This window comes from Sphingobacterium anhuiense (assembly GCF_042686355.1).
GTDB lineage: Bacteria > Bacteroidota > Bacteroidia > Sphingobacteriales > Sphingobacteriaceae > Sphingobacterium > Sphingobacterium anhuiense.
In genome coordinates this window covers 137,474-161,681 of the sequence record NZ_JBHUPE010000004.1, presented here as the reverse complement: position 1 = coordinate 161,681, position 24,208 = coordinate 137,474, and the positions used below count along the sequence as shown (strand labels likewise).

General features: G+C 36.2%; 20 protein-coding genes. 11 read left to right on the top strand and 9 right to left on the bottom strand.

Features of this window, described 5'->3' with window-relative positions; translation table 11 throughout:
* Positions 1–71: 71 nt before the first annotated feature.
* From ACFS6I_RS06320 to ACFS6I_RS06310, 3 genes are read left to right on the top strand one after another with little or no spacing between them, the layout of a single operon-like run.
* Positions 72–1,220, top strand: a complete 1,149-nt coding sequence (locus ACFS6I_RS06320) for an efflux RND transporter periplasmic adaptor subunit (RefSeq protein ID WP_380918915.1) — start codon at positions 72–74, stop codon at positions 1,218–1,220.
* 19 nt (positions 1,221–1,239) lie between these two features.
* Entirely contained in the window at positions 1,240–4,395 is a 3,156-nt protein-coding gene (locus ACFS6I_RS06315; protein ID WP_380918913.1) for an efflux RND transporter permease subunit, read from the top strand.
* Positions 4,395–5,807: an efflux transporter outer membrane subunit gene (locus tag ACFS6I_RS06310; protein WP_380918911.1), complete on the top strand. Its 1,413-nt coding sequence runs from the start codon at positions 4,395–4,397 to the stop codon at positions 5,805–5,807. The genes ACFS6I_RS06315 and ACFS6I_RS06310 overlap by 1 nt, the downstream gene beginning before the upstream one ends.
* A gap of 71 nt (positions 5,808–5,878) precedes the next feature.
* On the opposite strand, the gene ACFS6I_RS06305 is transcribed toward ACFS6I_RS06310, so the two are convergent.
* A complete protein-coding gene (locus ACFS6I_RS06305) occupies positions 5,879–6,604 on the bottom strand; it encodes a hypothetical protein (protein WP_380918909.1) in 726 nt (241 codons plus the stop codon).
* A 233-nt stretch (positions 6,605–6,837) separates the two neighbouring features.
* On the opposite strand from ACFS6I_RS06305, the gene ACFS6I_RS06300 reads away from it, so the two are divergent.
* The 7 genes from ACFS6I_RS06300 to ACFS6I_RS06270 all read left to right on the top strand — a co-directional run bounded on the left by ACFS6I_RS06300 (position 6,838) and on the right by ACFS6I_RS06270 (position 14,403).
* Positions 6,838–7,656: a hypothetical protein gene (locus ACFS6I_RS06300; RefSeq protein ID WP_380918907.1), complete on the top strand. Its 819-nt coding sequence runs from the start codon at positions 6,838–6,840 to the stop codon at positions 7,654–7,656.
* Between the two features lie 344 nt (positions 7,657–8,000).
* Positions 8,001–9,095, top strand: a complete 1,095-nt coding sequence (locus ACFS6I_RS06295; protein WP_380918905.1) for a sensor histidine kinase — start codon at positions 8,001–8,003, stop codon at positions 9,093–9,095.
* A gap of 44 nt (positions 9,096–9,139) precedes the next feature.
* Entirely contained in the window at positions 9,140–9,832 is a 693-nt protein-coding gene (locus ACFS6I_RS06290; protein WP_132842400.1) for a LytR/AlgR family response regulator transcription factor, read from the top strand.
* A 111-nt stretch (positions 9,833–9,943) separates the two neighbouring features.
* Positions 9,944–10,333, top strand: a complete 390-nt coding sequence (locus ACFS6I_RS06285; RefSeq protein ID WP_183912211.1) for a hypothetical protein — start codon at positions 9,944–9,946, stop codon at positions 10,331–10,333.
* A gap of 86 nt (positions 10,334–10,419) precedes the next feature.
* Positions 10,420–11,277, top strand: coding sequence for a DUF3347 domain-containing protein (locus ACFS6I_RS06280; protein WP_346581226.1), 858 nt, complete (start codon positions 10,420–10,422; stop codon positions 11,275–11,277).
* A 139-nt stretch (positions 11,278–11,416) separates the two neighbouring features.
* Positions 11,417–13,690, top strand: coding sequence for a multicopper oxidase family protein (locus ACFS6I_RS06275; protein ID WP_380918902.1), 2,274 nt, complete (start codon positions 11,417–11,419; stop codon positions 13,688–13,690).
* Positions 13,691–13,941: 251 nt separating this feature from the next.
* Positions 13,942–14,403: a ferritin-like domain-containing protein gene (locus tag ACFS6I_RS06270; RefSeq protein WP_380918900.1), complete on the top strand. Its 462-nt coding sequence runs from the start codon at positions 13,942–13,944 to the stop codon at positions 14,401–14,403.
* 40 nt (positions 14,404–14,443) lie between these two features.
* Here the strand turns inward: ACFS6I_RS06270 and ACFS6I_RS06265 are convergent, their stop codons facing one another.
* Positions 14,444–14,701 (bottom strand): hypothetical protein, encoded by a 258-nt coding sequence (locus tag ACFS6I_RS06265; RefSeq protein WP_183912203.1) that lies wholly within the window; start codon positions 14,699–14,701, stop codon positions 14,444–14,446.
* 55 nt (positions 14,702–14,756) lie between these two features.
* Entirely contained in the window at positions 14,757–15,488 is a 732-nt protein-coding gene (gene surE, locus ACFS6I_RS06260; protein ID WP_183912201.1) for a 5'/3'-nucleotidase SurE, read from the bottom strand.
* A gap of 83 nt (positions 15,489–15,571) precedes the next feature.
* On the opposite strand from surE, the gene ACFS6I_RS06255 reads away from it, so the two are divergent.
* Complete coding sequence (locus tag ACFS6I_RS06255) at positions 15,572–16,480, top strand: diacylglycerol/lipid kinase family protein (protein WP_346581224.1); 909 nt, start codon at positions 15,572–15,574, stop codon at positions 16,478–16,480.
* Positions 16,481–16,624: 144 nt separating this feature from the next.
* Here ACFS6I_RS06255 and ACFS6I_RS06250 read toward each other — a convergent pair whose 3' ends face one another.
* The 6 genes from ACFS6I_RS06250 to ACFS6I_RS06225 all read right to left on the bottom strand — a co-directional run bounded on the left by ACFS6I_RS06250 (position 16,625) and on the right by ACFS6I_RS06225 (position 23,948).
* Positions 16,625–17,011 carry a response regulator gene (locus tag ACFS6I_RS06250; RefSeq protein WP_132842392.1) on the bottom strand — a complete coding sequence of 129 codons (387 nt, stop codon included), beginning with the start codon at positions 17,009–17,011 and terminating at the stop codon, positions 16,625–16,627.
* Between the two features lie 71 nt (positions 17,012–17,082).
* Positions 17,083–17,646, bottom strand: coding sequence for a chemotaxis protein CheB (locus ACFS6I_RS06245; RefSeq protein WP_346581223.1), 564 nt, complete (start codon positions 17,644–17,646; stop codon positions 17,083–17,085).
* A gap of 12 nt (positions 17,647–17,658) precedes the next feature.
* On the bottom strand, positions 17,659–18,489 hold the full coding sequence (locus ACFS6I_RS06240; protein WP_380918896.1) for a CheR family methyltransferase: 831 nt from the start codon (positions 18,487–18,489) through the stop codon (positions 17,659–17,661).
* A complete protein-coding gene (locus tag ACFS6I_RS06235) occupies positions 18,490–18,861 on the bottom strand; it encodes a response regulator (RefSeq protein ID WP_183912197.1) in 372 nt (123 codons plus the stop codon).
* A gap of 16 nt (positions 18,862–18,877) precedes the next feature.
* Entirely contained in the window at positions 18,878–22,474 is a 3,597-nt protein-coding gene (locus ACFS6I_RS06230) for a response regulator (RefSeq protein WP_380918894.1), read from the bottom strand.
* 7 nt (positions 22,475–22,481) lie between these two features.
* Entirely contained in the window at positions 22,482–23,948 is a 1,467-nt protein-coding gene (locus tag ACFS6I_RS06225; protein WP_132842385.1) for an ATP-binding response regulator, read from the bottom strand.
* Between the last annotated feature and the right edge of the window lie 260 nt (positions 23,949–24,208).

The following is a 24,208-nucleotide window of genomic DNA, read 5'->3' as shown; positions in this document are numbered from 1 at the left end:
TCAGTCAATTATTTCTTTATTAAACAATCTAATCTTCTGTTATTTGTATTTGAAATTTTAATCATAAAAAAATGGTAAAGCAAGAATTCAAAGCAAGAAACAATTTCAATCTATATATAGCCGTATTTGCTTTCGGTTTATTATTCATTTCATGTGGGGGACAAAAACAAGATGGATCGTATGAACAACAAGCTGTTCCTGCTGATTTCATTGAATTAAAAGAATCTCCTACTACGATCGTAGAAACTTATCCCGGTACAATAGAGGGGACAGTCAATGTCGATATTAGAGCACAAGTTTCTGGTTACCTCGAAGTAACATATGTAAAGGAAGGACAATATGTACAAAAAGGGCAATCACTTTTTAAAATTAAAAGTGATGTTTTTAATGAACAGGTGAACAACAGTAAAGCTTCGTTACAATCGGCACTAGCTGCACAGGCAAATGCACAGATTGAATTAGAAAAAATAAGACCGCTAGTTCAGGGAAAGGTTGTTTCAGATCTACAGTTAAAAACTGCTCAAGCGCAATATGATGCAGCAACTGCTCAGGTGGCACAAGCTAAGTCGGCAGTGAGCTCTTCACAGTTAAACGCCGCTTTCGCAATTATCAAAGCACCAGTAAGTGGATACATCGGCCGTATTCCGAGTAGGGTCGGAAATTTGGTCACACCTTCTGATGTCAATCCATTGACAAGTCTATCTGAAATCGATCAGGTATTTGTCTACTTCAACCTTAATGAAGCAAAATTCATTGCTTTTATGAATGATCGAAAAACTGATGCTGGAATGAATACAGTAGAAATTATCATGGCAGACGGTAACCGCTATAATCAAAAAGGTCAGGTTGAAATAGCAAGCGGTAACATTGATCGTAACACCGGTACGATATCACTAAAAGCAATATTTTCAAATCCAGATAAGATTTTACGCTCAGGTGGTGCTGCACGCGTGGTTTTAACTAAAAGTCTGAACAGTGCAATCAAGTTGCCTATGGCAGCAGTGAAAGATATTCAAGACAAATTTTTTGTCTATGTGCTCGCTGACAGCAATAAAGTAGCAATGAAAGCTATTGAAATAAATGGTAGAACTGGTGCAGATTATATCATTAAATCAGGCGTAAAAGCAGGCGATAAAATAGCCGTAAATAGTATTGACCAATTAACAGAAGGTATTGCAGTTCAGCCTAAAGTAATTAGTCAAGACTCATTGAAAAATTAATTTTTAGACGAGTATCAACATGTTAAAAAAGATTATAGATAGACCAGTAATGGCCACCGTTATTTCGGTTGTGCTCTTAATATTGGGCGTTATAGGATTATTAAGACTTCCTGTAACAAGATTTCCAGATATATCTCCACCTACCGTAATGGTTTCGGGGAGTTATCCTGGTGGGAACAGTGAGGCCGTGATCCGCTCAGTGGTAACACCACTGGAAGAGCAGATCAATGGTGTGGAAAACATGCAGTATATCAAGTCTACTGCAAGTAATGATGGTTCTTTTTCCATTTCCATTATCTTCAAACAAGGTGTCAATCCAGACCAGGCTGCTGTAAACGTACAAAACAGAGTGCAACAAGCAACGCCGATACTTCCAGAAGAAGTAATCCGGATGGGGCTTACGACCTCAAAGCAACAGAACAGTATGATCATGATCTTCAACGTGTATACGGAAGATAATGAAAAATATGATGAGTTGTTTCTTCAAAACTATGTCAACATCAATGTTATACCACAAATTAAACGTGTACCTGGTGTAGGTCAGGCACAAGTTTTTGGTTTAAAGGACTATTCAATGCGTGTATGGCTCAATCCGCAGAAAATGGCATCTTATGGTTTAGAGCCTGCAGATGTAAGTAGAGCCATCGGCACTCAAAGTTTAGAGGTGGCACCCGGTAAATTGGGTGAAGAATCGAATGCGGCACTGGAGTACGTAATGCGTTATAAAGGTAAAAAGAGCCAACCTCATGAATATGAAAATATAGTTGTTAAACGTGATGGTGAGCTTTTGGTACGCTTAAAAGATGTAGCTCGTATAGAATTTGGTTCTCTTAGTTATAGTGGAAATACAACTATGAGTGGTAAAAACTCCGTTACTGTTGCAATTCTGCAAACTACGGGATCTAATGCAAATGATATCGAAATCGGTGTACGCGATGTATTAAAGAGTGCTTCCAAAAACTTTCCTCCAGGGGTAGATTACACCAGTCTGATGAGTACAAAAGAGCGTTTGGACGAAGCAACAGGCCAGGTGAAATCTACTTTGATTGAAGCATTTATTCTGGTATTTATCGTCGTATTCTTATTTTTACAGGACTTTAGATCGACCATTATACCTGCAATTGCTGTACCTGTAGCGATCATAGGAACATTTTTCTTTCTGCTTGCTTTTGGTTTTACAATAAACGTATTGACACTCTTTGCACTTGTACTTGCAATCGGTATTGTCGTCGATGATGCCATCGTGGTCGTCGAGGCAGTCCATAGTAAAATGGAAGGCACAAACATGACCGGAAAAGAGGCAACCCATAGTGCAATGGGTGAGATCACGGGTGCAGTTGTATCGATTACTTTAGTCATGTCTGCGGTATTTATACCGATCGGATTTATGACAGGTTCTGCAGGTATTTTTTATAAGCAGTTTGCCTATACATTGGCGATTGCAATTATTATATCGGCGGTCAATGCGTTAACCCTTACTCCTGCCCTATGTGCCTTATTATTGAAAAATAATCATGCCGAGGGTCATCATGGAGAAACGGAAAAGAAAGGATTTGGAAAACGATTCTTTACCGCATTTAATGCTGGATTTGAGAATTTAACAGGTAAATATATCAAAGGATTACGGTTCTTAATTGTTAAAAAGTGGATTGGTGCAGGTTTAGTTGCTCTAATTACTGCACTAGCTGGTTGGATGATGATCAGTACACCAAAAAGCTTTGTTCCGATGGAAGATGATTCATTTATCATCTTCAGTTTAAGTATGCCTCCGGGTACCGCCTTAGATCGGACAACTGCAGCTGCCTCACGTATAGATGATATGTTAGAGAAAGAAGAGTCTGTACAGAATAGTACCATTATTACAGGCTTCAATATTTTATCAAATAGTGCGAGTCCAGCATATGCTATGGGTTTTATCAAGTTGAAAGATAAGAAAGATCGTGGTGCGGAGAAAGATATTGACGTGATTTTAGGAAATCTAACAACAAAGTTTGCAACGGTTAAAGAAGCTACTATAATGGCCTTTAGAAGCCCTCCAATAGACGGATATGGGGTTACAAGCGGTGCCGAAATCGTATTACAGGATAAAAGTGGAAAATCGCCAGAAAAACTGAAAAAGATGTCCGATGAGGTTATTGGGAAAATTATGCAACAACCAGGGGTGCAATTTGCTTACACAACATTCCGTACAGATTTCCCACAACTTGAACTTGAGGTCGATGAGGATAAAGCACAACAAATGGGTGTCGAAATTAGTAATATGATGAACGTAATCCAGACCTATTTCGCAGGTGATCAGTCCATGAACTTTACACGATTTGGTAAATTCTACCGTGTCAATGTGAAAGCTGATGGAATATTCAGAACAGACGAAAATTCCTTTAATGAAATATTTGTCCGTAATGACCAAAATCAAATGGTTCCTGTGAAATCACTTGTTACTCTACATAAAGCATATGGTCCTGAATCCTTAAGCAGATACAACTTATTTAATGCGTTGACCATTAGTGTAGTGCCCCTACCCGGCGCCAGTAATGGTGAAATCATGGATAATCTGGAAAAAAATGTATTGAGCAAATTGCCTTCAGACTACGGTTACGAATGGACTGGCTTAAGTTTAGAAGAAAAGTCAGCAGGAAATCAAACGTTAATTATTTTATCGTTGTGTCTCCTATTCGTTTACTTTTTATTAGCGGCGCAGTATGAAAGTTACCTTTTACCACTAGCAGTATTGCTATCTATTCCAACAGGTATTATTGGTGCATTTGCTTCAATTAAAGCTATAGGATTGGATAATAATATTTATGTACAAGTAGGATTAATTATGCTTGTGGGGCTATTAGCTAAAAATGCAATCTTAATCATCGAATTTGCCGTACAACGTCGAGCTGCAGGTTATTCTATTGTAGAGTCTGCTATTGAGGGTGCAAAATCAAGATTACGTCCTATCATCATGACATCTCTAGCTTTTATTGCTGGTATGATTCCATTAATGTTTGCTACGGGTGGATCTGCAATGGGTAATAGATCGATCAGTACAGGTGCTGCAATAGGGATGCTTTCAGGCGTCATATTGGGTGTATTTGTCATACCGATCCTTTATATTCTCTTTCAATATCTGCAGGAAAAGGTATCGGGTAAAAATAAAAATCAAAAAATTCAAAGCGTTGAATAATGGCATTATCTATAAATAATATAATTTACGGTGTTGGAATGGCAACTTTATTGTCATCCTGCTCTGTAAACAAAAAGTATAGTCGTCCAGAGTTGGAGACCCCACAACATTATAGGAATACGATTGCGGTGACAGGTGATACCATTAGTCTGCCCTATAAAACCTTCTTTAAAGATACTCATTTGACGGCTTTGATCGATAAGGCACTTGATAAGAACAAGGATATATCGATCGCTATGATGAGTCTTCGTCAACTGGATCTTTCCTATAAACAGGCAAAACTGGGACTTCTTCCTACAGCTGATCTTTCGATATCTGCGGCAAGGAACTATTTATCAAAAAGCTCTTTGAACGGTTCTTTGAGTGAGCAGTTTACAGGAAATCAACACATGGACGATTATTCTGCTTCTCTTAATATTTCGTGGGAAGCGGATATATGGGGGAAAGTTGCGTTGCAAAAAGAATCTGCAAGAGCAAGCTTCTTCATGCAACGTGAAAATTTATCAGCATTGCGAACACGTATTGTAAGTCAAGTCGCACAGGCTTATTACAATTTGATTACTTTGGATGAGCAACTTAAAGTTGCTTCGCGAAACATTGCTTTGAGCGATACGACTTTGCACATCATAAAACTTCAGTTCGAGTCTGCGCAAACCAATTCACTGGCGGTGGATCAAGCTGAAGCCCAGAAGAAAACTGCTGAATTATTGGTACCCCTTGCTAAGCAAAACATCGCACTACAAGAGAATGTACTGAGTATTCTTTGTGGGTCTTTTCCAGATAGCATATCACGAGCAAATACAATGGATACGACACCCTTTGTGGAAAGCTTTCCAATAGGTGTTCCTGCCGATATGCTCAGTAGACGTCCTGATGTTAGAGCTGCAGAATATGCTGTGGTAGTTGCTAACGCAGGTACTGGTCTTGCAAAGGCTCAGATGTATCCTTCTTTGAGATTAACTCCTTCTATTGGAACAAATTCATTCCAATTTGAAAATTGGTTTGATTTACCGGGTTCATTAGTAAAGAATATTGCTGGTAACATTACCCAACCTATTTTTCAAAATAAGAAGTTAAAAACAGCTTATGAAATAGCAAAAATCGAACAGGAAAAATCTGCCGAACAATTTCGTCTGGCAGTCATGACTGCGGTGAGTGAGGTATCTGATGCTTTAGCAAAAAGAGAGTACGCAAGTCAACGCATTACACTGATAGAACAGAAAAAAACGGCATTGCAAAAGGCTGTTAGTGATGCAATGTTGCTGTATAGAAGTGGAATGGCGACATATCTTGAAGTTATCACTGCACAGAATAACTCCCTTCAAAATGATCTAGAGGCCATTTCGATTCAAAAAGAACAATTTGATGCTTCAACAGATCTTTATCGTGCATTGGGTGGAGGAATTGAATAAATAACTATAGCATATCAAAAAAAAAGGATCGACACACAATCGATCCTTTTTTTTTGATAGCATAATATCCCCTATCTTACCCTTGTATCAATCCAAAACAGATCATGCATAGGCAAGACATCTTGTGGCGCAATAAGATTGTAGATTAATTCGTCAGTATCACCAGAAATATGCCAGGTATGATCATCTCCCCGAACAGCCAATACTTTTAAAATAGCATCTTCATCACAGACCCAAATATCAGATTCTACGACTGCGACATTGTGCATCATAAACCACTTATGTGCTTGAGTAGCATCAAGACAGATTAAAGATCGGGTCAAAGACTCTAAATCTTTCATTCCTACAGCAGCATGTTCTGGGTAATGTAATTGAAGGTAATCCAGATACATGCTATGATCCCCAGTATGTAGGGCATAATTGCGGATAATCAATCTTTGCGGGTCGAATGAAAAATCATAGACTTCCGGATTGGCTACAAATTGATAATATTGATTATAGATGTGAAGCCGTTGATTAAGTCTTAAGTAATGATCATCTTCAATAAATACTTCCCCATCAAGCTGTTCATCTTCCACATTTAATAAAGCGTCCTCAATAACAAGCACAGCCGGTTCCTGAAAACTCAATACCTTTGTTTTACCATCTAGTTGCAGCAGGTAATCCCATACATTGGGTACACTAATCGGATACCAAGTAGGATTCTCATCATCAATCCTGTTCTTAGATGTTAAAATATTGTACCCTTTAGACTGCAGGTCTAACAGGATGGATCTGGTCAGAGTAGCAAACTGCATAACGTGATCTTTAGGCGGTTCAACTTAATTTATTTAACACACAAACACTAACCATTGCAGATCAGTTGTTTATGACTAAACACTTAAATAACAAAGTTGTTTTACATAGATATATTGTTCAACAAATGAAGATCAGAATCGAATCTATCCCATAAATAAACCCATTCGTCACATATAATTTGACAACTGATAAAAGGTTGATATTCTTGTATTGTCAATTAATAAAAGAATATATGAAAACGAAATTAATAATGGTATTTCTCGTATATGTAATTATCCTAAATCATCTTCATGCGACTGCGCAAAATCATAAGAATCTAGATCGTGATTACGTAAAAAAGGATAGTATCTTATGGAATGAATATGAAAAACGTATGGATAGTATTGTTAGAAATATTGCTGATAGACAAAAAAGAAAAGTAGACCTTATTGCTAATCTAGATGAAACAAATCGTAAAAACAAAGAATTAGCGATTTCGTTCAAGAATAGTATTGGTGGAATAGAACGTATATTTATGACCCGAGCACAGTTTACAAAAACTGAACTCAAAAATGTTTTAGAAAGCACCTCCTTAAGAGTAAGAAAAACTTCAGCATTTAAAGCAATTCAAGACCATCTTAAAATTGATCAGATAAAAATCGGAGATTTATGGCCAGAGCATCTGATGATAGTCGATACGGCAAATTTACCTATAAGATTACAAAAGAATATCACAAATATCATTATCTATAATGGATCAGGAATGAGTGACTGCATGGGAGAATCCAATAGATCTGAATTGAACAAACTGGCTAAAGATGCACAATTCTCTAGCCGGGCTAAGATTTATCTATTTTACAATACAGAAAATATAAATACATTGAAAAACATTAATGCTAAATTTAACGATCATTTGGCATATACCAGTGACCTGACTGGTTATTATAGCAAATTTAAAATAGCAATGGGAAGCCAGGCAATTCCAACTGTTTATATCTTTAATTCAGATGGCAAGCTAGAAGCTATTCAACTTGGTGTTGAAGATATAATCACGAAGTGGCAAAATAAATAACCTTAAAATCAAAAAAAAATGAATCTGCGAAGAATTGAATTTATCATACTAACAAGTATATATCTATTTTTAATGCTCTTGATATATACACGAACCGCTAACGAACAAAGCCATGCAATGGTCTATCAAATCATCGGTCTTACCATCTTTTTGACCACAATATCTTTATTTGTTATCTACGGCCCTACCTGTTTGGTAGAGGTAAAACAGATTGGGGAATTGGTGCTACAATACTACTTTTCATACTGTCATGGTCCACACTTACATGGTGCTATTCCAATATTAACATCAACCATAATTCATGGAAAGATAATTTTTTTGATTCACCTTCTTTTCCTATTTCATTGTTTACTTTCATAACTTTATTTGCCTATGAAGGTATAAAAACTTGGTTTTATTACTTCTCTCATAAAAAAGAAACTCTTATTAGAAAAATAGCAAAAGAGGCATTTATAGTAGTTATCTCAGGAGCTCTACTAACCTTTATATCTTTTGGCCTTTCCAGTTATTTAGCTTATCTGACTTTAGCAATTCCTTATGGATACTGCCTATATGCTCTACAGCAATATTTGCTACTAGAACATTTAGAATCCGGCAAATTAAACCGCGCACTGTATACCATATTTACCATCATCAGCGCTATTTTAACCTATATCCCTTTTGCCTCCATAATCAAGATAGCTTCAGGAGCGAGATTGCACAATGAGATTATTCTCACAGGTGTATTAATAAGTATTATGATCATTCCATTGACCTACATCCTATATTTCAATCAGCGTAAGCAATCTAGACAACTTGTTAATCTTCGTAATGAACTTGGGCAGACTGAATCAGATCTTAAACTTTTACAAGCTCAGATTAATCCCCATTTCCTTTTTAATGTAATGAATACGATATATGGGATTGCCCTTCAGGAAAATGCAGAGCGGACTGCTGAAGGCATACAAAAATTAGGAGATATGATGCGCTTTATGTTACACGAAAATCAACAAGATTCGATACTATTGGCTAGAGAAATAGAATATCTAAAAGAATACATCGATCTACAAACATTAAGAACCGCGCCAGTGGAAATGATTAAGATTACTTATGAGATTCCTGAAGTACTCGAATCGCATGCTATTGCCCCTATGCTCTTAATTCCATTTATAGAGAATGCTTTTAAGCATGGTATAAGTCTTAACAAGCCGTCATGGATCCGTATTCATTTAAATATACACAAAGACGTATTAAAACTGAGTGTTTACAACAGCATTCATAGATTGAACGAACGCGATCCCGAAAGCAACAAATCTGGGTTAGGCTTAGATAATGTCAAACATCGATTAAATTTACTATACCAAGGCAACTATGAATTGCATATTGAAGAAACTCCAATTGAATTTTTCACATTTCTGACTTTGAAAATTGGAAAAAGTAGTACGCACGCTTATTCCTAAGGTCTTTTTATGTATATTAACTTTAAATCGATTATAATATAAATATGATAACAGCTATTGCAATAGATGACGAACCAATTGCATTGGATATTGTCGATCGCTATGCACAGAAAGTCCCTTATATTACTTTGGAAGCAAAATTTTCAAATGCATTTGATGCTTTAGAATACTTGAGGAGAAAACAAATTGATCTTTTGTTTCTCGATGTAAAGATGCCTGATATTTCAGGCATCGATTTTTTCAATAGCCTAAGTAAAAAACCGATGTTAATATTCACAACAGCGTACTCAGAACATGCCGTAACAGGGTTTGAACTAGAAGCAATTGACTATTTACTAAAACCATTTTCATTTCCCAGATTTTTAAAAGCCTGTAATAAAGCAAACGAACAAAAACAACCAGTTTCTACTGTAAATCATATCTTTGTTAAAGATGGAATTAATATGGTGCGGATTGATTTTGATCAAATTTTATTCGTAGAAGCAACAGGCAATTATATAAAATACATCTTAAGAGGTAAAAGTATTTTAGTTCGTATGACCGTAAAAGAAGCGCTAGAATTATTGCCAACACATCAGTTCTTACAAGTACACAGGTCATATATCATCAATCTAAAGCTGGTTGAAAAAGTCGAAAGACATCTTGTTTTAATCGCTGATCATATAATTCCAATAAGTAGCTCCTATATCAGTGATCTCAAAGAAAAATTAAAAGGCAATGTTAACATTAAATTATAAATTTCTCGATAATTCATTTATATGGGTCTAAAGTGAGTACTTCAGGATTGTAGTAAATAAATATTACCATTATATCACTAAATAATACAATTAATTTATAAATTTGTCATATTGAAGAATTTGAAGACTCATATTGGTATAATCTTATTATTCTGTCTTGGCTTTTTATTCCTGCCAAGTACGGGGTATTCCTGTGATATGGATCATACCAACACACAGCAGGCTTCCTCCGCACAAGAACATCAGTCCACACATTCAAAAACAAATAATTCCTGTTCAGAAAATGCTTCTAAGAAAGCTGATCACGGAGACTGCAACCATAGCAAGTGCGACCATGTCACGTGCAGATGCCTCTCTTCTTCTTGTTCTGTTTTCTTAACCATTCCATTTGATATAAATCTGAAAGAGTTTTCTTTTGTTGCCAAACAAAAATTCGGATTTCAGCAAAATAATTATTACTCAGAATTTTCAAGCATCTGGCTACCTCCCAAAATAGGTTAAAAAGGGCTCTTAATGCCCAAAGTACGTCATATCAAAAGCTAGAGTTAGCTTTTGGAAAGCTTTAATTTATTTTAATTATTAAAATCATGAAATCAATATCAAAAATATTGATAGTAATCACTGTATTATTATCATCCATAAATACGTATGCCCAAATTAATAATACCAAAACTGAAACCGTCAATATATATGGTGAATGTGACATGTGCAAAGCAACCATAGAAAAAGCAGGAAATAGTAAAAATCTCGCTCAGGTGGAATGGGATGTGGATACAAAGAAAGCAGTAATAAATTATGATGCTCAAAAAACAAGTAGAGAAGAAATCTTAAAACGTATTGCCTTAGCAGGTTATGACAGCGAAGATTTTCTAGCTCCCGCAGATGTATATATGAAACTTCCCGAGTGTTGTCAATATACAAGAGAATTAAAGACTGGTACAAAAACTGATGCCGTACAGTTGAAAGATCACAACGAGGTGTCAAATCATGCAACGCATACTGCTACCACAAACAAAAATCAAATACAGACTGTTCTTAACAGCTATTTTTTAGTTAAAGATGCTTTAATACAGACTGACGCGACGGCTACCTCCACCCGAGCAACGGCATTCCTTGCTGCAGTCAAAGCAGTAGATATGAATACACTATCTTCAGAAGAGCATCAGGTATGGATGAAAGGAGTTAATGGCTTAACTGTTAATGTCGAAAATATTTCCAAATCTAAATCGGTTGCAAAACAACGTGAACTATTTGCAAACGTTTCCAAAACAATTTATGATCTAGCAAAAACATCTAAATTGGAAAGTCCCATTTACTATCAGCACTGTCCCATGTTTAACGCGGGAAAAGGTGCACATTGGTTAAGTAAAGATAGTGCCATCAAAAACCCATACTTTGGTTCTAATATGTTGACTTGTGGTAGCACAGTGGAAACGTTGAATTAATAAATACAATTCTAAAATAACATAGACACCGTATATCATATTCCTATACGCTATATGTAACTATTAAATGCAGAAAAAACAAAAATACTTATTCACTGGTTAAAACTAGGAATAACTTCCACTAAAAAATAAATAAACAATGTATATAGCTAAGCATGTATCTATAAAAGCATTACAGACATTGATTATGCTCATTTGTGCAACAACTGCGTTTGCACAAAAAGTTGTCAAATATGACCTGTATGTTCGAGATACGATTGTCAATTTTACAGGGAAAGAAAAACGGGCAATTTCGGTTAACGGACAAATTCCTATGCCCACCCTTACATTTACAGAGGGTGATACTGCTGAAATTGTGGTCCATAATGAGCTAAAAGAAAATACATCCTTACACTGGCACGGCATATTTTTGCCTAATAAAGAGGATGGAGTACCTTATCTTACTCAAGAGCCGATAAAACCCAATACCACATATACCTATCGCTTTCCTATTATCCAACATGGTACACACTGGTACCACTCCCATTCCGGCTTACAGGAGCAGATCGGCATGTACGGCAGTTTCATCATGAAAAAAAGAAGCGATGATAAAACTTTCAGAAAAGGAATTGACGATTTACCTACTATACCCATTATATTAAGTGAATGGACTGACCTAAATCCGGATAACATACATCGCATGTTGCACAATGCAAATGATTGGGCCGCCATCAAAAAAGGTGCAACCCAATCGTATACCGAAGCTATCAAAGAAGGTCACTTTAAAACTAAAGTCAAAAATGAATGGAAACGTATGATGGCTATGGATGTAAGTGATGTGTATTACGACAAGGTTTTAATGAATGGCAACGAGTTCTCAGAATTGCAAAAAATCGAGAGTAAAACTTTGAAAGCTGGAGATAAGGTTCGCCTTCGCGTATCAAATGGTGGTGCATCATCCTATTTTTGGCTTCGCTATGCAGGAGGTAAAATAACCGTAGTTGCAAATGATGGTAACGATGTAGAGCCTGTACAAGTAGACCGATTAATGATTGCAGTATCTGAAACCTACGATATAGTACTCACAATCCCTAATGAAGGCATTTCGTATGAATTCATGGCGACGACAGAAGATAGAACAAAATCAACAAGCTACTTTGTAGGAAACGGAAAAAAACAGCTCATATCTCCCCTGCCAAGACTTAAATATTTTGAAGGAATGAAGATGATGAATGACATGATGAAAATGAACGGGGATCTGGATGATATGGGCATGAAAATGAGCCTAAACCAAATGGATATGAACGTAGTCATGTATCCTGAAATATCTGGTGATAAGACAAAAAAAGAAGATCATAGTCAACATGGTTCACATAAAATGACCGAGGATAAAGATCGATATAATGCCAATGCTATAGGAGATATTGTAACGCTAAATTATGCCATGCTCAAATCTCCTTATAATACTACACTCCCAAAAGATGCACCGGTAAGAGATCTTAAATTTACCCTAACCGGAAATATGAACAGATATGTCTGGAGTATGGACAATAAAGTGCTGGCTGAAAGTGATAAAATTCCTGTAAAGAAAGGTGAAGTATTACGCATCACACTATACAATAACTCCATGATGAGGCACCCAATACATCTACATGGGTTTGATTTTAGAGTACTTAATGGTAAAAAAGAAAATGCACCTCTTAAAAATGTTATTGATATCATGCCAATGGAAGTCGACACCATTGAATTTTTAGCTAACGAAGAGGGAGACTGGTTTTTTCATTGCCATATTTTATACCACATGATGGCGGGTATGAACAGGGTTTTTGAAGTTGGAGATTATAAAAACCCCTTACTTCCAAATAAAGAAAAGGCCTATAAAGCCTTACAGAAAGAAAGTAATATGGCCCACTTCATGGCGCAGAATGATTTCGCAACAAATGGTAATGACGGTAGTGCAATGATTCAAAATGCAAGATGGTCATTAGGAACAGAGTGGCGATTAGGCTACAATGATATGCATGGATATGAAGTAGAGACCCATCTTGGACGGTACATCGGAAAAATGCAATGGTTGATGCCATTTGTAGGTTTCGATTGGAGATATAGGAGAATGGGCGAAGATGAGCATGAAAAAAACATCTTTGGCCAAGTTAATAAAAAAGATGTCAGAAGAGCTGTCAGTGCCGGATTTATGTATACACTTCCGATGCTTGTAAATTTTCAAGCTGAAGTTTATCATGACGGAATAGTACGCCTACAATTGATGAGAGAAGACATTCCTATTTCACCCAGATTAAGAGGAGGTTTTATGGTTAACACAGATCTAGAATATATGGGTGACCTTACGTATGTGATCAATAAAAATATGGGTATACGTACGCATTATGATAGTGATATGGGGTGGGGATTCGGATTATCATTAAACTATTAAGACTGATATATTTCTCTTAATGTGTTGTATCGTTAATAAGGAAATAAGAAACAACTGAACGCACAGATAAAGGGTCTATTTTTTCATTAGACCCTTTTTGTTAAAGATTTATATTTACTTTCTAATGTATGAAATGACAGCAACTTGAATTTTTGTTTTAGAAAAGAACATAAACTCGCGGAGATGGTGTCGAAAAACTTTTTGCAGGAACAGTTTGTTTCTACAGTAGTTATATTTCTAAAAAATAAATTATGTATACAGATACTGTTGCTGCAGGAATTCTAATAGATTTGATTCAGATTAACAACGACAGAATCGAAGGCTACACGCTAGCTTTAGAAAACCTAAAATCGAACCGTGATAATGACTTACGCTCCCTATTCGAAGGTTATATCCAAGAAACCATCTTGTTTAACTCCGAACTTGCTCCATTTACCGTAGTCGATGGCGAAACTCCAATAGTACCGCCACGAATTTCTGGTAAATTGCATCGCTTCTGGTTAGATCTCAAAGCAACACTAAGCGGTCATGATCGTAAACAGATTCTCGAAGAATGTGAGCGCGGTGAAGACGCTAGTAAAAAAGCATATGAAAGAGCTTTAAAAGAGGCTCCAGATCTTCCTATTGCTATTGTCACCATAATTCGAAATCATGCAGAAAAGCAAAAAAAGGCACACGATCAGATTCGTACCCTCAGAGATGAGGCTGATTAAACTGGGTATACTATAAATCAAAGTTCCTTTAAGCCTAAACTTATAAATGACCGACGGTATCTGTAGCATCATCGCGCTCAAGATTATTGAGAGGAAGACCTGATTTACTGTCATTAACATCAACAGTTGAGTCCCCAGTTCTACTTCGATGAAGATTATCAAGAGGAAGTCCTTTCAGTTGCTGATGAACTGTATCTTGAGTCTTAATTACATCGGAACTAGCTTTTGTCCGATCGCGACAAGACGAAAAGAAAAAAGCATTGATGATCAGTATTAAAGCAATATTTAAATTTTTCATTTGTATATTTAATTGAAATTAGCATTTATAGAATTATAGCAATTTATCATAAATATCACCTATTTGCTCCTAGCTTTTTCAATAGCGTTGCTTCATCAGTCAAGTCTAATCTCAGTGGAGTTATAGACACCATATCATTCTCCACAGCCCATCTGTCCGTACCTTCATCAGCTGGTTCAAGTGGAGATACCGTAAACCAATAGTGCTTACGCCCCAATGGATCAGTTCCTGGTATTATTGTACCATCATATAGACGTACAGACTGTCTCGTCCAAACGATATCTTTTGGCTTTTCTGGAAAATTAACGTTATAGAGAGCCAATTCTTTGTCCTCTAAAAGAAGCGCTAATGTTTTTTCTACAAAAGGTTCTAATGCTTCAAAATCAGGTTCTGTTTTTCCCACGGGTGTACTCAGTGCAATGCCCTTAATACCAAACAAAACGGCCTGCTTTGCAGCAGCCAAAGTTCCTGAATGCCACATCGAATTACCTAGATTTGGCCCCATGTTAATACCAGATAGAACCACATCAACATCGTTCCATAGATGAGTCCCCATAGCCACACAGTCTGCTGGAGTTCCGTTTACCCGATAAGCTTCCACATCATCAAATATGATGGGAGATTTTTTATAACTCAACGGTCTAGAATGCGTGACTGCATGTCCCATGGAAGATTGCTCAACATCTGGTGCCACTAACTTCACCTGGCCAAATTTCCTAGCCACTTTGGCCAGCGCGGCAATTCCTGGACTGTAAATACCGTCGTCATTTGTAATTAAAATTCTCATAGTCTCTATCGTTTCTGCAAATAAATATTTTATATAAATAACAACAAATGGATAAGCCAAATGTTGTTATATAAATTAAATCTATGGAACAAGCAATTTTATTACACAATCCCGGAGCAGGCGATGAGGATCATCTGAAATCTGATTTAATAGCGTTAATTGAGCAAGAAGGTTATGCTTGTGTATACTTTTCGGTAAAAAATGGAGATCAATGGATTCATCAAATAGATCAAGCAGATTTTGCCGTAGTAGCCGGTGGCGATGGGACCGTAAGAGGAGTCGCTAAGGAATTGGTTAAAAGAAATTCTCTTGAGAAAAAGATCCCTATTACCATATTACCGATGGGTACTGCCAATAACCTATCTATAGCATTGGGTATTGACAGTACTAAAAAAAACCTAGATCATATTAAAAATTGGAAAAATACGAAACGGCAACGTTTTGATGTAGGTGTCATTAAAAATGCAGATTCTACAGATTTTTTCTTGGAGGGAGCAGGATACGGTGTTTTTCCACACTTAATCCAGAAAATGGAATCGGTTGATAAAAGTAAAGTTGAAAATGCCAAAGATGAGTTAAAATTAGCTTTAGAAGTCCTGCATGAAATTATTAAAACTGCCAAAGCTGAAAAATATTGGATAAAAGCGGATGATAAAATCTACGAAGGTAAATGTTTATTACTGGAAGTGATGAACATCCAATCTGTTGGCCCCAATTTAATATTATCACCAGAAGCGGTGACAGATGATGGTCTTTTCAATGTCGTATATGTAGATGAGACACAAAGATCAGATTTCGCTGCTTTTATTAAGAAAAGATTAAACGGAGAAGAAGTTACATTTGACTATAAAACATTTGAAGCTAAACAGCTTACCATTGATTGTGAGAGTACCTACATGCATATAGATGACGAACTGGTACTGCCGCTCAAGAATGTTGCAATATTGGAAGTAAGAGAAAACGTACTGGAGTTTCTTGTTCCGCAATCATAAATTAACATTTAAATTAGGGCTTTCCAAATTGCAGGAGATAAATGCTGATGAACTATAATAATTGAAGTATAAAAATATAGAACTAAATTAAAAAAGGATCCTGTTCAGGATCCTTTTTTAATGCATATACAATAATCAATTCATCTAAACATTTAAATCTGATTTCGATAAGTTCAACATAGATTTAACAGCATTTTCAAGATCATCCAAGTTAAATGGCTTCTCGAGATAACTGTCTGCACCCGCTTCTTCTGCTAAGAGCTGAATATCATTATTAGCAGATACATATATAACAGGAATATGATTGAAATCTGGATGCTGTTTTACAAGTTGAGTAGCTTTGATGCCACCAATCTCAGGAATCCAGTTATCCATTAAAATAACATCAGGTTTAACAGCCGTTACTTTTTCAATAATATCATGTGATGTCTCAGATGTCGCCACCTGATATCCATAATTTTCTAAAATAATGGTGCAAACTTCCAAGATGTTCACATCATCATCAAAGAGCAATATAGTCTTATCTTTCATCGTAAATCAAAGTATGGGAAAACGTTAATAAGGCGCTAATATAATAAAAAACTAATGCAAGATTAGTTGCGTCAAATACGCAATTGATTGATATAAGACGCAATTTCGGTCGGTTTTAATACCTGGTCTACCTCCATAGCCAATAGAGCTTGCTTAGGCATATAATCTATTTCTGCTGTCTCTGGATCTTGCACCAAAATAGTTCCACCATATTTTTTAATTTCTTTCAATCCATTTACGCCATCAGCGTTTGCTCCCGATAATAGCACTGCAACCGCATGTTCCTTAAAGGTTTCTGCAGCTGATCGAAATGTAATATCAATAGAAGGACGTGAAAAATTTAATTTTTCTGAAAAGTCTAAGGATACCTGAGTTTGATTTTCAAACAGCATATGATAGTCAGGTGGAACGATATAAATACTCCCTGGCAAAATAGTCATCTTATCCTCCACCTCCATAACCGGCAATTTACTGCTATTGGCTAATAATTTATTGAGTACAGATCCAGGATAAGATTTACGGTGCAAAATGATAACAATAGGAAATGATAAACCCATATCAAGTTGAGGCAATACCTCTAGTAATACTTTAATACTTCCTGCTGAACCTCCGATTACGAATATTGAATTACTCATTTAAAACGAAAATTATGATGAACGTGTTTTCCTCCAGATTCGTTCATCGTTAATTTGTTTATATTTTTTCTCCAAATTAGAAAAACGAATAGTTTCCTTAGACCCCAATGCCAGATATCCTAGCGTATCTAAGCTTTCATCAAATAAATCAAAAACACTATTCTGTAAATCCTTGTCAAAATAAATCAGCACATTCCGGCAAAGAATTAGCTGAAATGCATTGAAAGAGGTATCCGATACTAGATTGTGTGTTGAAAAGATGATTTTATCTTTTAAATCACCGTTAAACTTTACAGAATCATAATTAGCGGCATAATATTTAGAAAAATCCTCTAAACCTCCAGACTGTATATAATTCTCCGAATATTGTTGCATTTGACTGATGGGAAACATCCCACTGCTCGCCCGCTCTAAGACTCCTGGATTAATATCTGTCGCATAAATCAATGATTTATGATACAAATTAGCCTCCTTGAGCAAAATTGCAATTGAATAGGCTTCCTCTCCAGTAGAACACCCCGCTACCCAAATCCGTATAAAAGGATAGGTACCTAATCGGGGAAAAACATCTTCGCGTAAAGCCTTATAAAAATTTGGATCACGAAACATTTCGGTGACGTTGACGGTAATTTCCTCAACAAAACGTTGCAGGTATTCGGGATCACTTATTACCCGATATCTCAGTTCTGCAAAGCTTGTAAATTTATCGATAAGACACAGTCGATTTAACCGTCTTTTCAATGAAGCTTTACTATATTGCGTAAAATCATAACCATACCGTTCTGCCACATCTGTCAAAAGTAGCTCGATATCCTCATTTTTTATAATACTAGGTTCCCACATCTAACTATTCTGTTCAATTATACGGATTAAGAGATCTAAATCTATTGGTTTTGGCACATAAGCACGAGCCCCCGCCTCCAAACATTTCTCACGGTCTCCCTGCATGGCTTGAGCTGTTACAGCAATTACTGGAATATGACCATAAGTCTTGGATGCCCCAATCACCTGAATAGCCTCATAACCATCCATATCGGGCATCATCATATCCATTAAAACAATCTCAATGTCGCTATTCTTATCCAATAACTCCAACCCTTCTTGGGCACTGTTACAGGAAAGTGATTGATATCCTCGCGACTTTAAAGCCAATCGCAATGCGAAGATGTTGCGATTATCATCATCGATAATCAATACTAACTTAGCTTTCTTCATCACCTATTTTATGCTCTTAATTATCATATAACCATACGCGGAGTAGAGATAGCAGTTGATCGGTGTCAACTGGCTTAGATATATAGTCAGATGCACCTGCTACAATACACTTTTCCCGATCACCAGTCATTGCTTTTGCAGTAACAGCCATAATAGGCAGTTTTGAATATTTCGGATTATTTCGCATTAGCCTGATCGTCTCATAACCATCCATTTCTGGCATCATCATGTCCATCAGAACGATAGATACATCGGGATTATTTTCAAGCTGTACCAAAGCTTCCTTCCCATTTGTAGCTGATATAACATTCATTTGATACTTTTCTAATGCTTTTGACAATGAAAATATGTTCCTTACATCATCATCTGCGATCAAAACCTTCTTTCCTGTTAATACCTCACTCAAAGAACCCAACTTATTCACTTTTCTTTTCTGTACGTCAGCAGTATTTTCTTCAACTAGGTGAAGAAAAAGTCCTACCTCATCTAAAATTCTCTGATAAGAATGGGCAGTTTTAATAACAATGGAATCTGCATATTGTTTAATTTTGACCTCCTCCGCATGTGACAGATTTTTTCCTGTAAAAATAATAATAGGAAGATTTTCCAAACCCTTATTATTTTTGATTGCTTCTAAAGTTTCATAACCAATCTTATCGGGCACCCCCATGTCTAGAATTACACAATTTGCGCCATCCGAACTTAATGCCTGAACACTTTCATCAACATTTGTCTTAATTTCAGCAGTAATATTAAAATTGCTCAAAAAATAAGAAAGTGCTGAAGCATGCTTTGGATTCTCTTCAACAATCAGAACCTTTCGCGGGTAACGCGTTAGCGCATCCTCTATTTTTTTAAACATAACCCCGATCTGCTCAACGGCAACCGGCTTATTAATAAAATCTATTGCACCTTTGAGTAGACTCTCTCTTTTGACCTGAAGCGAAGACATGATGTGAACAGGTATGTGCCTAGTAAGTGGATTGCTTTTTATTTCATCCATAACCTGCCAGCCATCTTTTATAGGCAACTGAATATCTAGCAAAATAGCTAAGGGCAAATAGCGAGCAGCAAATTCTGCCGCAATATCTCCTCTGACCACAACTACCCCTTTATAGTTCTGTTTATGTGTATACTTGAGCAAAGCCTTCGCAAATGCAGTATCATCCTCCACAATAAGAATAACTTTATCTCCTTTTACAATATGATCGCGATCATCTTCGACCTCTTCAGGAATAGTATAAACGACATTTGGGGAAACTGATTCACCAACAATACTCTTCATTTCATCTATATCGGAAGCAATGATATCGATCAATCGCTCAGACGTCGGTTTTATTATGTCAGCAGTTTTCCTTTTCGGAATAATTAATTTAAAGACACTACCCTCGCCCTCTTTACTAGTCAATAAAATCTTACCACCAAGGAGGCGGGCTATCTCCCGGCTGATAGACAGTCCTAATCCAGTACCGCCAAATTTTCTCCGTGTTGAACCATCAGCTTGCTGAAATGCTTCAAAGATAATTCTCTGCTTGTCTTCAGCTATACCAATTCCAGTATCCTTAACCTCAAAAATCAAATTCTCCGGATGGTTTTTATCTTCAGAAATTGATAAACTAATCTTACCCTCAGATGTAAATTTAACCGCATTTGATAACAGATTTCTTAAAACCTGATCCAGTCTTAAACGATCTGTCTCTATCGTATGAGAAATATTCGAATCAATAGATATATCAAAAGAAAGCGATTTTTCCTTGATTAATGGTAAAAACAGATTCTGCAAATCATGCGTTATATCGTGTAATTTTACATCTTGATAATCCAGTTCCATTTTACCAGATTCGATCTTAGAAAGATCTAGGATTTCATCTATTAAACTTAATAAACTTGTTCCTGAACTCTGAATAACTTTTGCTGATTCAATTTGATCATCATTCAAATTACCATCAGTGTCCTCTGACATCAACCTGGATAAGAGAAGGATAGAATTAAGCGGTGTTCTAAGTTCATGCGACATATTCGCCAAAAATTCCGATTTATATTTTGTGCTCAGTGCCAGTTCTTCAGCTTTGCGCTGTATCTCTAAATTACGCTCGGCGATAAGATGGTTTTTTTCTTCAAGAGATTTGGACCGTTCTTCTAATTCGTGATTCGACTGTACTAATTCTTCCTGTTGCACCCGCAATTCTTCCTCCGAAGATTGTAATTTTTGAGTCTGCGCTTCAAGTTCAGTATTTAAATTCTCCAATTCAGCATGTTGTGCTTGTAATTCTTCCGTTTGCGTTTGCGTTTCTTCAAGAAGTTGCTGTACTTGATCACGGCTTTTAGCCGCAGCTATTGCAATCCCGATATTTCGGGTTGCTTCTATGAAATAAGGTAATTTTACATTTTCAACAGGATTGATAGATCCCAATTCAATAACACCAATACAATTATAATCCGCAAAAACAGGTAATAAGAGCACATGATCGATACGAATCTGACCACTGGCAAAACTCACGACATAATCACTGTTCGATAGATTTTCAAACCGTTTAACCTTTCCTTCCTTAAAAACCTGACCAATCATACCTTCTCCCGGAGTAAAATATTTTACCATACGGTCTTCTAAACCATATGCATTTTTAAGTACTATACGATTTTGCTCCCACAGGTAAAATGCACCATTGGTACAATTACCGTAGGTGATAAGTTGATCTAAAGCATCTGATATTAAGATTTGTTCTGTTTTATTTCCAACAAGAGTTTCATTAAGTTGAGCTAACCCTGTTTGTCGCCATTCATTGTTATTTAGGTCATCAAATGATCGTTTTAAAGCATCAGCCATCTGATTCAACGAACCGCCGAGAATCCCTAGATCATCTTGCTCCGTATCATTCACATTCACGGTATAGTCTCCTCCTGCAATCTTATTTGCAATCCTTTGCGTAATTTTTAGCCTACGGCTAATTTCTTCATCTTTATCTTTCAGTGATTTCTGTAACTCTTCTCGCTTGATAAAATCTTCCCGAATACGTAGATAAAAAACTATGGTGATCAATAGCGAAACAATAGCCGCAATAACGACAAAAATTGAGGTATAGAACGACGATTTATTAAGTTCATCAGATCTTCTATTGAGTAGAACCTCTTCAGCATCAATAAACCTGGCAATAATAGCACGGCAACTATCCATGTATTGCTTACCCTCTTCCAATTGTGCTAAAGAGACGTCTCCCCCCTGTCTTTTTATTGTAATGAGATTAGCTAAAATCCCAAGCCTTGAGTTTACTAAAGAGGATAGACTATCCGCTACTTGACTTTGTTTAGGATTATCAGTCACAAGTTCCCTTGTCAAGATTAGTGCTTGAGGTAAAGATTTTTGACTATTAATATACGGTTCTAAAAAAGTTTCCTTTCCGGTAAGATGGAACCCCCGCTGACCGGTCTCGGCATTTTGCAAATCATTTAAGATTTTATTTGCTGATGCAATAACGCGCCGACTATGATCAACTTTTGTACGGTTATTGATCTGCTCTTTAATACTTATATAAGATGCAGTAGAACTTGCCAATAACAGAACCAAGGAAAAACCAAAGCCAATCTGTAAATTTCTTAAAAATGGTTTAGACATTTTCTTACTAATTTAAAGGTAGAGTAAAATAAAAAGTAGATCCCTGACCCAATTCACTTTGGATACCTACAGTACCATTATGTTGTTTAATAATCTCCGAACAGATATAAAGGCCTATACCAAGTCCCTGAAATCGCACAGATGATTCTTCTACCCGATAAAATTTACCAAATATATTCTTTTGCTTATGTTCAGGAATACCGATTCCATAGTCCTTAACACTAACGATTAATTGATCATCCTCTTTTTCTGTACGTACAATGATCCGATCAGTATTTGGCGCATATTTAATGGCATTTGTCAAATAATTGATCAAAACCTGTTCGATACGAACTTCATCACCTAAAAAGAGCTCTTCTATTCGATCACCTTCCCTCTCAATAGTAACGGTATTATTTTCATGGGTTTGATAAATAATATCAATAGCATTTGTTAGTAAGTTTTCAAAATCAAAATTCTTTTTTGTAATCTTCAATTTCCCGTTTTCAATTTTTGAGATGTCCAACAAATCTGTAATAAGTCCGCTAAGTTTGGTGACCTGGCTTTGTACCCTATTGATATATTTGACTGCTGTGACGTCTTTAGCAGTATTAATTGTTCGCTCCAATAACTGGGCATATGCCTTAATACTTGTTAATGGGGTTTTCAATTCATGACTGGCTATACTTAAAAACTCATCCTTTTTCTTTTCCATCTGTTTTTGATCATCAATATCCGTAAAGGTACCGACCCACTTAACCTGATTATTCTTTTCTTTAATGGGAATGATTCGTAATAAATGAAATCTGAACAGCTCTGCTTTTAATTCTTTAATACGTACTTCAAGTTCTATTGGTGTTTCAGCAATTAATGCTTCTGCCCAAGATACATGTATATCCGGATCATCAGCATGCGTTGCAGGAAATTTATTTGATGTTGCATAGGATAGCCATTTACTGTTCACAAATTCTATTTCACCATCTCCATTTGCCGTAAAAGCCAGCTGTGGCAGTGACTCTAATGTCGAATGCAAATTTTCAACTTGTTCTTTTAACTCCTGCTGCGCTTTTTTTCGCTCTTCAATTTCCAATCGTAGTATCTGCTGCATATCATTCAAAGCCACTGTCTGCTCATATAAACGAGAAAATGTTTTCACTTTCAGCATTAAAATATCTGGATCAATAGGCTTGGTAACATAATCTATACCACCTGATGCATAACCTTTAGTAATAAACTTTTTATCCTTATTGACAGCAGATAAAAAAATAATCGGAACATCCTTAGTTTTATTAAAACCAGATAACGTTTCTGCAACTTCAAAACCATCAATTCCCGGCATCTGAACATCCAAGATAATCAATGCATAATTATTCTTTAAAACCTTTTTTAGTGCCTCTTCTCCAGATAGCGCAGTATCAACTGAAAAATTTTGAGATTCGAGTAATTTCTTAAGTGAATAAATATTCGCTTCTTGATCGTCAACAATTAAAATCATAGCAGTTTAGTTCAATTCGTCTGTAAACAACAATCGTGTAAACACAGGTATTCGAATGATAAAGTTTAAAAATAGTATTTTATTTTTTAATAATGACACCTAGACACAAAGCAAACTATATTGGTCCAAAAATATTACTTTGCAAAAAGCGATATTTTCCAATTATGAACAATAAAAAGGAATTATTTAAACGATAATTCTATGAGTTACTGACAAATAAAGAGACAACCTCGGTGATAACAGTAATTTATACCTGTTTA